Consider the following 11,640-nt stretch of genomic DNA (forward strand, 5'->3'; position numbering starts at 1 on the left):
GATTATTAGAAAGGCAAGAAATGGAACGCCAGTCAATATCGGCAATAGCGAGCTAAATAATAAGCATCTTCTAATATTGCGTGGACGAAGAGCGTTTTATTAGCCTCAACAGGGCCGTAGAACTTCATCCGTCGGGCCTAAAGATCGTTTTATGATGCCGGCCCACACGATATAACGGACAAGGATTTCGTCCCTGTGTCAGCAGGACGTTAGGTGCTTTGGAAAAGAGGAAAAGGCAATGAGCAAGATGCGTGCCCTGGTTTTGGAGCGTCAGCATGAACTGGCGATCCGCGATATCGATCTGCCGCAGGAGGTCGGACCGGGTCAGGTGAAGATCAAGATCCACACGGTCGGCGTTTGCGGGTCGGATGTGCACTACTACACCCACGGCAAGATCGGCCCCTTCATCGTCAACGAGCCGATGGTGCTCGGGCACGAGGCGGCAGGAACCGTGGTCGAAGTCGGCGCGGGCGTGACGCATCTGAAGATTGGCGACCGGGTCTGCATGGAGCCGGGGGTGCCCGATGCCAACTCCAAGGTCAGCCGCCTCGGCATGTACAATGTCGATCCCGCCGTCACCTTCTGGGCGACGCCGCCGATCCATGGCGTGCTCACGCCCTTCGTCGTGCATCCGGCCAACTACACCTTCAAGCTGCCCGACAATGTCAGCTTTGCGGAGGGAGCGATGGTCGAGCCTTTTGCAGTGGGCATGCAGGCTGCCACCAAGGCGCGCATTACACCCGGCGACACCGCCGTCGTGCTCGGCGCCGGTCCGATCGGCATCATGGTGGCGGTCGCGGCCCTTGCTGGCGGCTGCGCACGCGCCGTCGTTGCCGATCTCGCCCAGCCGAAGCTCGACATTGCCGCGCAGTATCAGGGAGTCATTCCGGTCAATATTCGCGAGAAGAACCTCAGCGAGGAGGTTGATCGCCTGACCGAAGGCTGGGGCGCCGATGTCGTCTTCGAATGCTCGGGCTCGGCGAAGGCCTGGGAAACCGTGATGGCGCTGCCGCGTCCGGGTGGCGTCATCGTCGCCGTTGGCCTGCCGGTCAATCCGGTCGGCTTCGACGTCTCGACGGCATCGACCAAGGAGATCCGCATCGAGACGGTCTTCCGCTACGCGCATCAGTACGAGCGTTCCATCGCGCTGATCGCGTCTGGTCGCGTCGATCTCAAGCCCTTGATCTCCGAAACTTTTGATTTCGAGGATTCCATCAAGGCGTTCGATCGCGCCGTCGAAGCCCGGCCGACAGACGTTAAGCTGCAGATCGTTCTCGACCAGTAAGCTTCGGTCGCCACATCGTCTTGCCCTGGGCCTGATATCAGGCCGTGTCTCGGCAAGGCGATGTTTTCCCTGAGGTTTCACATCACCCGTAGACGGCCCGGCAAAAGCGATGCTAGGTAGCCTTCCACAGAGGGAAAAGGCTTTAACGCCGTGAAACGGGAAGGATCGCCGTGCCGCACGACGTTGCATTGATCGCATTGATTGCCGCGGGCTTCGTGTTCGCGGCTATTTTCGGCTATCTGGCCGACCGACTGCACCTGCCGCCATTGGTTGGCTATCTGGTGGCCGGCGTCATCATAGGTTCGTCCACCCCCGGCTTTGTTGCCGATGTCTCGCTGGCGTCGCAATTGGCCGAGATCGGCGTCATCCTGCTGATGTTCGGCGTCGGGCTGCATTTTTCCGCCGCCGACCTGTTGGCGGTGCGTGGCGTCGCCATTCCCGGCGCCATCGGGCAGATTGTGATCGCGACGCTGCTGGGTGTTGGCCTGACGTCGCTATGGGGCTGGAGCGTCGGCGCGGGCGTGGTCCTCGGCCTGAGCCTTGCCGTTGCCAGTACCGTCGTGCTGCTCAAGGCGCTGGAAGAGCGCAATCTCGTGAGTTCGACCAATGGGCGTGTCGCCATCGGCTGGCTGATCGTCGAGGATCTGGCCATGGTGCTCGCACTCGTTCTTCTGCCGGCTTTTGCCGGTGTTCTGGGCGGTCATACCGGTGGCGGCGAGCATGCCGCGTCCGGCTCGATCTGGCTGACGATCGGCGTGACGCTCCTCAAGGTCGCGGCCTTCGCGGCTGTCGCGGTGTTCATCGGCCCGCGAGTCGTCCCCTGGCTTCTGACATCTGTCGCGCGCACGGGCTCGCGTGAACTGTTCACGCTGTCGGTTCTGGCGATCGCGCTTGGTATCGCTTTCGGAGCGGCAGAGATATTCGGTGTGTCCTTCGCGCTCGGTGCCTTCTTTGCCGGTCTCGTGATGAGTGAATCGCATCTCAGCCACAGGGCCGCGGCCGACTCCCTGCCGTTGCAAAATGCCTTTTCGGTTCTGTTCTTCGTGTCTGTCGGGATGCTCTTCGACCCGACGGTCCTGATCCGCGAACCGCTGATGATCATCGGCGTGCTTGCGCTGATCATGCTTGGCAAAGCGGTGATTGCCTTCGGCGTCGTGCTGCTGCTGCGCTATCCCGCCAGCATCGGCTTTGCCGTCGCCGCAGGTTTGGCGCAGATCGGCGAATTCTCCTTCATTCTCGCCGGCCTCGGCGTTTCGCTCGGACTCTTGACGCGGGAAGGGCAGGATCTCATCCTGGCCGGCGCGATCCTGTCGATCACGCTCAATCCGCTCGCCTTCTACGCGACCGAGAAGCTGGAGAAATGGACCTTCGCGCGATGGCCGTTCCTGGCGAACAAATATGGCATGGCCAAGCAGGATGGCCTGCGCCGGCAGTTGACCGCGATCAACAAGCAGCGCGAAGAGCGGGATCGCCAGCATCATCTCGAGATCGAGCAGCTCATCGAAACCTTCCCGATGTTTGCCGAACTCGACGACAATGCGCACGAGGAGCTTCTGCTGCTCTTCCGCCCGCGATCGGCATCGCCTGGCGACCGCGTCATCCGCACTGGTGATCGTGGCGACAGCATGTTCTTCATCGCCTCCGGTGCCGTGGAAGTGCAGCTGGAGGATGACGAGATACCGCTTGGCGCCGGCGCGTTCTTCGGTGAAATGGCGCTTTTGACCGGCGCGCGGCGTACCGCCGATGTCGTCGCCGTTGATTTCTGTCAGCTCTTCGTGCTGGAGCGTCGCGATTTCAATCTCTTCATGTCGCGGCATCCGCAATTGCGTGCCGCTGTCAGCCGCATGGCGCGAGAGCGACAGGAGAGCAACGTGTCGCGCCAGCGGCGCGACCTATCACAGGATGCCGGCTGACGCCCTATCGGCGCTTCAGCCAGGATTTCGAAACGCGGCAGGCCATGGTGTAGGCGGGGTCGAAGACGTTGCCGACATCGTAGCGTACGACCTGTCCGAGAAGATGGCTGGCGGCCGTCTTGTCGAGGCCGTAATCGGCGCCGAGCCAGCGCAGCATTTCGCTGGTGGCGTGCTGCAGGGCCTGGTCGAGCGGCCGGGCATTGCCGATGGTGAAAATATCCTCCGCCGTCTCGCCGCGCGGCCAAATGATCGTCTTTTTCTTTTCCACGGTCAGCCGCACCGTCACCTCGAAGGTGGTCTCGATGCCGGTGCCGACGATCTCGCCATCGCCTTGCACCGCATGGCAATCACCGAGGAAGAAAAGCGCGCCGGGCGCCGATACCGGAAACCAGATGGTCGTGCCTGGGCCAAGCAGGCGATAATCCATGTTGCCGCCGAACTCGCCGCTGGTGGCGGTCGATATGGCCTGGCCGAGCGATGGCGCGACCCCGAAGCAGCCGATCATCGGAGCGAGCGGCAGCGTGAGGGATTCGAGACCAGTCACGGGTTCTGCGAGCCGCGTCGTCAGAGCCTTGCGGTCGATCTGCCAGATCACCTTCTCGCTTGCCGGCAGAGCGCGGACATCCTGTGGATCGACGACATTGCCGGCGACCACGCTGCGGGTGAAGCCCGTATCGCGCGTCGGCACCATCGCGAGAATCTCGACCCTGAGGGAATCGCCCGGCTCCGCGCCTTCGATGAAGATCGGCCCGTTCATCGGATTGGGGCCGGATATCTGGCGAACATCATGCTTGTCATAGCCGGCGGCATCGAGCGTTTCGGTGATAACCGTATCGCCATCGGCGATATGCAAGGCCGGCGGCAGCGAGCCGATGACATTGTGATAGATGCTCGGAACGAAACGATGAATCGCCATTGCCTTCTCAGCCTTCCAGCATGTTGAGTCGCGCGAGCTTAAGCCGCTCTGATGCCAACGAAAAGACCGAGAGTTGCCGCTTCACTCGATCTCGCTCAGTTTGCCGGTAGACCGCCGAGATAGACGACGCTGAGCGACGTCGATTTGCCGAGCAGTGCGGCAAGCGCAGGGTCGGGAAACCGACGTTCGAATGGCGCCGCCCATGCGATATCGTCGGCATGAAGGTGTATCGCCTCCTGCTTCACGCCCGCTTTTTCAGCAAAGAAAGACGGGTCGTCGATGCCCGCGACCACTCTTTTCACGAGGCGGGACAGTGCGTTGTTGTCGGTAGCATAGAGATCTATCCCGTTGACGGAGGCCATTTCTGCCAGAGTGACGAGGGGAGCGGCGGCAAAGGTGTGGTAGTGAAGTGCTCGGGAGCGACGAGACATCTCCAGCGGCAATGTCCCATCCGGCTGGATCTGTTTCGCGCCGATCCTGAAGCTCTGGACGCCCCAGTCAAACAGATCTTTCCGATTTCCGGCGATTCCGGCCGCCATCGCCGTAAACCCGGCCCAATAACGATGATTGTTGCGTCCGTCCGTCTTGTCGCTTCGCGGCTCGTAGTAAGCGATGTTTCGCGAGGCTATGTCGCCGAGCCAGCCGATGATCCTTGATCTTTCGTCGGCAGGTATGGTGTTGTCGGAGCGAATCTTGAGCCAGGCGACGGCAAAGGAGCCGAGCATCCAGCCCTGCACATAGACTGCCTGGTTCGTCGCCGTGCTGCCCGATAGTGCATTGCCGGCGGCGAAGCTATCCAGGAAATGTGCCGCGCAGGTCGCTGCCGCTTCATCGCCGTGGCTACGATAACGGTCGGCCATGTCGACGACAGCTCGCATCGCCGAACGCAGATTATGGGTTGCCTCGTCATAGGCCTGCTTGCGCACAGGATCGACGATCGAGTGTGCCGCATCCGTGTAATAGTCCGAGAGCTTGAGGGTGACAGGCAATTGCGGCGCTCCAGGGCAGATGAATGCCGTCTGGGTCTTGCTGGCGGAAACCGGCGTGTCCCACGGACTGTGCAAGGCTGTCGCCGCCTGTCCCGGTGTTGCATGTGCGAAAGCGAGAAGTACGGCGAGAAGGGCAGGCTTTTTGAAGGGATTTTGGGGGCGGGACATTGGACACCGTGCTCGTAAGTGTTCGTTGCTTGCGCAAAACACTATTACCCGATTAGTGGCGATTTTGCGTTGCACACGACCTTGTCCGGTGCACCGATTTCAACGCGTCGTTCGTCGTTGAGGCCTCACGCGAAATGCTCGCGAAATGCCTGCGGCGTCGTTCCGAATTTGCGCATGAAATTGCGCCGCATGGTTTCTTCCGAACTGAAGCCACAGCGCATCCGTACCTGATGCACGGTCAGGCCCTCTTCCAGAAGGCGGCGGGCCGCCTCGATGCGGATTTCTTCCACGGCGCGTGCGGGTGTCCGCCCAGTCGCTTTCAGATAATGGCGCGAGAAGCTGCGTGCGCTCATATTCGCCTGCTCGGCAAGCGTCGGCAGGGAAAGATCGGCGCGCAGATTGTCGATGATCCAGCCATGCAGACGGTCGAAGCGTTCACCATCATCCTGAAGCCGCAATGCAGCACTGAATTGCGCCTGGCCGCCGGGACGCTTCAGGAAGACGACGAGTTCGCGCGCCACGGAAAGCGCCAGCGAGCGGCCAAGATCGGCCTCGACCAAGGCAAGTGAGAGATCGATGCCGGCAGTCACGCCTGCAGAACTCCAGATCTGGCCGTCCTGAACGAAAATCGGATCGGGCTCAAGCTTCACCTGCGGGAAGCGCTTTGCGAATTCTTCGCAACGGTTCCAATGGGTCGCTGCCCGTCGCCCATCCAAAAGACCGGCTTCGGCGAGCAGAAAGGCGCCGCTACAGACAGAGGCTACCCGCCGGGCGCTCGCGGCCCGCCGGCGCACCCATTCGATTAAACCGCGGTTGTCACAGGCTTTATTGACGCCCCAGCCGCCGGCGATGATCAAGGTGTCGAGCGGCGTCTCGATATCGGTAAGAGGCGCGGTCACGAGCGCGAGACCCGAACTCGTCCGGGTCTGCGTGTTTTCCGCTACCACGATAGCCTCGTAGGGTTTCGGCCGATCGAGCCTATGCGCCGCCTCGTTGGCGCTGGTGAACACCTGCAACGGACCGGTGATATCCAGCAGCTGGGCATTGTCAAAGGCAAGAATCTCGATGCGGCGCATGATTGGCAAGAAATGACGGTGGTTTGGCAAATGTGCCACATCGTTGTCGCATAAGCTCGGAAAAGTCAATCATCGGAGACATGTCATGACCACTCGCTTTGGCCTGCTGGCCTTTCCAGGCGTCCAACAACTCGATCTGACCGCACCCTATGAGGTATTCGCCTCCATCGATGACGTCGAGGTCCATCTCGTCTGGAAGGACGTCTTACCCATCGTTTCGGCAACCAAGCTGGTGTTGCAGCCGACAACGACTTTCGCCGAATGCCCGCCGCTCGATGTCATCTGCGTGCCCGGCGGCATCGGCATCAATACGTTGCTGGAGGATGCGGCCGTCCTGAGCTTTATTCGGGAACAGGCGGCCCAAGCCCGCTTTGTCACATCGGTTTGTACCGGCGCTCTCGTTCTCGGCGCGGCCGGCCTGCTCAAGGGCAAGAAGGCCACGACCCATTGGAATGCGCTCGATTTTCTCGAGAGTTTCGGAGCCATTGTCACGCCGGGACGTGTCGTGCGGGATGGCAATCTCTTCACCGCGGGCGGTGTTACGGCCGGCATCGATTTCGGACTGACGATCGTTGCCGCCTTGCGTGGCCAGCAAGAAGCCGAAGGAATCCAATTGTCGCTGGAATATGCGCCAGAGCCGCCCTTTCGTTCTGGATTGCCCGAGAAGGCCAGCGCCGAGGTGTTGGCCAGAACCAAGGAGCGTCTTGCCGGCTCGAGGATGGCGCGGCAGGCGATCATCGCTCGTCTTGCTGCGGCCGGACACGAACCCGGGTGAGCCTCGACTTATCCACCGGCACTGTCATTTCCATGAAACGGAGCCTCGATAGGGAAGCGATCATCGGTTGATTATGTCGAGGCCATGATGGGCAGGCGGACGAATAGAATTCCAGTCATACATCCCCCATCATACTTGACACAAATAGCTTTTCTGCGACCGTGATATCACGATATCGTCCACGGCCTTGCGGGGAAAAGGCTCATTTGATGAACGAGTTCCGATCATTTCGCTGCATGTCCCGCTTCGTCATGGCTATGACCATCCTGATCGGCGCAGGTCTCTGCTCGATATCGCAGGTCGTGGCCGCCGAGACCCCCGAGATCGCACCGCAGACGAAGGCTTCGGGCGAGCAGGTCGAGAAGCTGATCGGCACTTTGCGCGACAGTGGCGCCGTGTCCGGAGCCGACCTGTTGCAGCGGCGCTCCAGTTTCGAAAGGCTGATGGCATCGACCCCAGGTCCGGCGCGCGTGCAGATACGGCATATCGACGCCAACGGCGTGGATGGCGATCTCATCTGGCCTGCGCGATTGCATCATCCGATTGGTCGGCGCGCCATTCTTTATCTGCATGGCGGCGGTTTCTATAGCGGCTCGCTTCGAACGCACAGCAACATAGCGGGCGCGCTCGCCAAGGCGACGTCAGCCGACGTCCTGTTGATCGACTATCGCCTCGCGCCGGAAAATCGCTTTCCCGCGCAAAGGGACGATGCCATCGCTGCCTACCGCTGGCTTCTGACATCGGGATACAAGGCTGGCAACGTCGTTATCGCCGGCGAGTCGGTCGGGGCGACCCTGGCCATCGAGGTCGTTTTGAACCAGCTTAAGCTGAGTGGCCCGCTTCCTGCCGCCGTGGTCGCGATGAGCCCGATTACCGACTTTGCCGCAACGGGGGCATCCCTGGTTGCCAACGCCGCCAATGATCCCTTCATGAACAAGGCGGAGCTGACCCTCATCCACGATGCCTTCGCGTATGACCGCCCCGTTGCCGACCCCGACATATCGCCGCTCTATGGCAATGTCTCCGGCTTTCCTCCGCTGCTGATCCAGGTCGGTGCTCGCGAGGCACTGCTTGATGACAGCACGCGGCTGGCGGAGAAGGTGCGTCAGGCGGGCGGCAATGTGAGTTTGGAAATCTGGCCGGGGATGATCCATCAATGGCAGATTTTTCCCTTCTGGCTCGACGATGCGAGGAGGTCGAACGAACGCGTTGCGCAGTTCGCGATAGCGCATTTCGTCGATAAGCCCGGGCAATAGTTTTCGCGCAACTGAACTGCGCCTGATTTCGAAACTCTCGATCAGTCGACGGGAGGGTGTTTTGTCGCGCCCTCATGGCCGAGGCGTTATCTTCCAGTTAGTTATCGCAATAAATAATCGTTAGATAATTTTTATGTGGACATGCGGGAACAAAGGCGCTAGTTATGCCCATGTCGCGATAATAAATCGCACGATAAATTTAAGTGGAGATTGAAATGAACCAGTCGATCCCTCAAGCTACTCGTCGGGGCCTTATGACCGCCGGGCTCGGCCTTGCCGCCGCTGCCGCCGTCAGCCCCTTCGCTCAAACTGCACAAGCCTCTACAAAGCAATCATCTTCGAAAGGTAAGGACACAATGAGCAGCAGCACGATCACCACCAAGGACGGAGCGCAGATTTTCTACAAGGATTGGGGAACGGGCCAGCCGATCGTCTTTCATCACGGATGGCCCCTGAGCTCGGATGACTGGGATGCCCAGATGCTATTCTTCCTCAATCAGGGCTATCGCGTCATCGCCCATGACCGCCGCGGCCATGGCCGCTCCAGCCAGACGGCGACCGGCAACGAGATGGATACCTACGCTGCCGACGTCGCGGCGCTGACCGAGCATCTCGGCCTGAAGGGCGCCATCCACGTCGGCCATTCGACCGGCGGCGGCGAAGTCGCCCGCTATGTGGCTCAATATGGCGGCCATGGTCGGGTGTCGAAAGCCGTGTTGATCGGCGCCGTCCCGCCGATCATGGTCAAGTCGGACAAGAATCCCGGCGGCCTGCCAATCGAGGTCTTCGATGGCTTCCGTGCGGCACTTGCGGCCAACCGCGCTCAATTCTACCGCGACATCCCGTCGGGACCGTTCTATGGCTTCAATCGTCCCGGTGCCGTCGTTTCGGAAGGCATCATCGGCAATTGGTGGCGCCAGGGCATGATTGGCGGCGCCAAGGCTCATTATGATTGCATCAAGGCCTTCTCGGAAACCGACTTCACCGAAGATCTGAAGAAGATCGAAGTGCCGACGCTCGTCATGCACGGCGACGACGACCAGATAGTGCCGATCGCAGACTCTGCGCTCCTCTCCAGCAAGCTGCTGAAGAACGGCACGCTCAAGGTCTACAAGGGTTACCCGCACGGCATGGCGACCACGCATGCAGACGTCATCAATGTGGACCTGCTGGCCTTCTTCAAGGCCTGATGATCTGGGAACGAGCGCCCGCCAAAAGGCGGGCGCTTCACAGCCTGCCGGGTGCTGCTATCGCCTCCGCCGCTTCAGCTATCGAGTTTCAAGGAGAGCTGAACGGCGCGCGGCAAGGGCGGTAGCGGCCGGCTGATTTCTACGCGGCGCGTCCAGGTGGCGCGCCGTTCCTGTTCGCGCTCCCGAAGGGCCTTCGAGACAGCGACAAAGGTCATTGCACGTTCGATGACTTGTTCGGCCTTGCTCATGGATATCTCCATTTGTTCACTTTATGTTCTCATATCGAATCCGGAAAGTCAAGCGAGCCGGACGTTCGGGCCGGTTCGCGCCCTTTATGTTCTGCTTTGGTCGTTCCTTGCTTCCAGGGAAAGCTGGTGGGTGATCCGTTTCAATCAGCCAAGGCGATGCCTTAGACTGTTATTGACGATGCAGGTTGATCTCGCTTGTCACCACCGACTTGCCGGATGACAGATCCTTGTCGATCGTCCGGAGTGTCAGCTGGCTGTTGCCCTGCCGGCGAATGATCATGTTGGCATTCCGGTCGCCATTGACCAGCCGCGCCCAGCGCACCGCGAGATTGATGACATCGCCCTGCCTGCTGCCCGAAAGCTGCGACGTCGCACCGGATGGACCGGTATAAGTGCCTGAATATCGGCCTCCTCGCGCCGTCAACTGGGCCGAGATCGCGCGGTTGATGATGAGGAGGCCGCGGCAGTTTCCCTTCATCGAGATGGAAGCGCCGGGCGCGCTGATATTGAACTTGCAGGACACATTGATCGGCGAGCCGCCGATCTTTCGAAGGACTTTACCTGTCCCGGTCCAATTGCCGTTTAGCGGTTTCAGAAATCCGCTCTCGTCGGCGTAAGCAGGTGCCGCCGCAAAGATCGCGGCAAGGATCGCAAGAAGGCATGCTTGTCGGCGCATGATATCAATCCCTTCGTCAGACTTGACAGGAACGTTGCAGATATATTCCCGGTTCCGCCGCACTCAGAGCCAGTTGATGCGCTTGAGAATGTAGAGGGTGACGATGGAGGTGACTGCGACCAATACGACGATGATGACGAAGGCCCAGGTATCGTTGACACCCGGAATGCCGCCGACATTCATGCCAAACAGGCCGGCGACGACGCTCGGTGGCAATAGCAGGGCGGCAAGTGCTGCGAGCCGGTTGGAATTGCGGGCGATGCGTTCGCTGATGACGGTCGAGAGGTCGTCGTGCAGAATGCCCGTCCGGTCGCGGATCGCATCCAGATATTCGATGCAGCGCATCAGCTTGTCGATCACCTCGCGCATTCGAAGCTTGTCGCGCTCGGCAAGCCAGGGAGCGTCGTCATGTTCGATGCGGTTAAGGGCATCGCGCTGCGGCGAAAGATAGCGCCGCAGCTGTACGGCGCGCCTGCGAAGCAGCTTCAGGCGCTCGCGGACCTCGGCGGCCTCGCCGTGGAAGATCAGCTCGTCCAGCTCGTCAACTTCTTCATCCATCTGATCAAGAACGGGCTCCAGGTCTCTGACGAGCTTGTCGCTGACGAGTGCGAGGAGTTCGCCGGTGCGCTTCGGCCCCTTGCCTTTTTCCAGCGCCTGGCGAATATCGCGAAGAGCGGTGATGTAATGTCCGCTGTCGCGTAGCGTCACAACACGGTTTTCATCGACCCAGGCATGCAGGGGCACCAGATCCAGCTCCTCGGCCATCTCTTCGGCATCCTCGGGTGGGGCGGCGCAGACGCCGCGGAGGATGATCAGCAAACCGTCGTCGACCGGCTCCACGCGTGGGCGGGATTCATCCTCCAGAAGCGCGTCGGCAACGAGCGGGTCAAAGCCGCCATTGCTTGCGATCCAAGCCGCCGCCGCATCATGATCGCGCTCGAGATGGACCCAGAGAATGCCATCCGCCGGTCGCCAGCTCTGCAGGCCGGCTGCGCCGATTTCACGACAGCCGCCATCGCCGTCGAGAAGAACGGCGAAACGTATGCCGGGCTCGGCGCCGTAGCTGAGCTGGATCTTCTGACCCTCGGTTTCCATCCGCTCCCATCCTCCCCCAGGTGTAAAAGGAAAGCGAAATCATACAGCTATTT

At 60.6% G+C, this 11,640-nt stretch carries 11 protein-coding genes; 5 read left to right on the forward strand and 6 right to left on the reverse strand.

Annotated features, from left to right (window positions below):
- The first annotated feature begins 238 nt into the window (after positions 1-238).
- On the forward strand, positions 239-1,285 hold the full coding sequence (locus tag ACIQWP_RS03305) for an NAD(P)-dependent alcohol dehydrogenase (protein ID WP_402782279.1): 1,047 nt from the start codon (positions 239-241) through the stop codon (positions 1,283-1,285).
- Between the two features lie 170 nt (positions 1,286-1,455).
- On the forward strand, positions 1,456-3,198 hold the full coding sequence (locus ACIQWP_RS03310; RefSeq protein ID WP_402782282.1) for a cation:proton antiporter: 1,743 nt from the start codon (positions 1,456-1,458) through the stop codon (positions 3,196-3,198).
- A 4-nt stretch (positions 3,199-3,202) separates the two neighbouring features.
- Here the strand turns inward: ACIQWP_RS03310 and ACIQWP_RS03315 are convergent, their stop codons facing one another.
- From ACIQWP_RS03315 to ACIQWP_RS03325, 3 genes are all read right to left on the reverse strand, one after another.
- Complete coding sequence (locus ACIQWP_RS03315; RefSeq protein WP_402782285.1) at positions 3,203-4,114, reverse strand: acetamidase/formamidase family protein; 912 nt, start codon at positions 4,112-4,114, stop codon at positions 3,203-3,205.
- A gap of 95 nt (positions 4,115-4,209) precedes the next feature.
- Complete coding sequence (locus ACIQWP_RS03320; RefSeq protein WP_402782288.1) at positions 4,210-5,271, reverse strand: alginate lyase family protein; 1,062 nt, start codon at positions 5,269-5,271, stop codon at positions 4,210-4,212.
- Between the two features lie 125 nt (positions 5,272-5,396).
- A complete protein-coding gene (locus tag ACIQWP_RS03325; protein WP_402782291.1) occupies positions 5,397-6,347 on the reverse strand; it encodes a GlxA family transcriptional regulator in 951 nt (316 codons plus the stop codon).
- 85 nt (positions 6,348-6,432) lie between these two features.
- On the opposite strand from ACIQWP_RS03325, the gene ACIQWP_RS03330 reads away from it, so the two are divergent.
- From ACIQWP_RS03330 to ACIQWP_RS03340, 3 genes are all read left to right on the forward strand, one after another.
- Positions 6,433-7,122, forward strand: a complete 690-nt coding sequence (locus ACIQWP_RS03330) for a DJ-1/PfpI family protein (protein ID WP_402782294.1) — start codon at positions 6,433-6,435, stop codon at positions 7,120-7,122.
- A gap of 251 nt (positions 7,123-7,373) precedes the next feature.
- Complete coding sequence (locus tag ACIQWP_RS03335) at positions 7,374-8,378, forward strand: alpha/beta hydrolase (protein WP_402782734.1); 1,005 nt, start codon at positions 7,374-7,376, stop codon at positions 8,376-8,378.
- A 356-nt stretch (positions 8,379-8,734) separates the two neighbouring features.
- Positions 8,735-9,568, forward strand: coding sequence for an alpha/beta fold hydrolase (locus ACIQWP_RS03340; RefSeq protein WP_402782297.1), 834 nt, complete (start codon positions 8,735-8,737; stop codon positions 9,566-9,568).
- A 74-nt stretch (positions 9,569-9,642) separates the two neighbouring features.
- On the opposite strand, the gene ACIQWP_RS03345 is transcribed toward ACIQWP_RS03340, so the two are convergent.
- The 3 genes from ACIQWP_RS03345 to ACIQWP_RS03355 form a co-directional block, all read right to left on the reverse strand.
- The gene (locus tag ACIQWP_RS03345) at positions 9,643-9,816 is read right to left on the reverse strand and encodes a hypothetical protein (protein ID WP_402782300.1); all 174 of its coding nucleotides are present in this window, start codon (positions 9,814-9,816) and stop codon (positions 9,643-9,645) included.
- 169 nt (positions 9,817-9,985) lie between these two features.
- A complete protein-coding gene (locus tag ACIQWP_RS03350; protein ID WP_402782303.1) occupies positions 9,986-10,492 on the reverse strand; it encodes a hypothetical protein in 507 nt (168 codons plus the stop codon).
- 63 nt (positions 10,493-10,555) lie between these two features.
- Positions 10,556-11,587: a CorA family divalent cation transporter gene (locus ACIQWP_RS03355; RefSeq protein WP_402782306.1), complete on the reverse strand. Its 1,032-nt coding sequence runs from the start codon at positions 11,585-11,587 to the stop codon at positions 10,556-10,558.
- Positions 11,588-11,640 lie beyond the last annotated feature (53 nt).

The sequence above is a fragment of the Rhizobium sp. NPDC090279 genome (genome assembly GCF_044769665.1).
Lineage (GTDB): Bacteria > Pseudomonadota > Alphaproteobacteria > Rhizobiales > Rhizobiaceae > Rhizobium.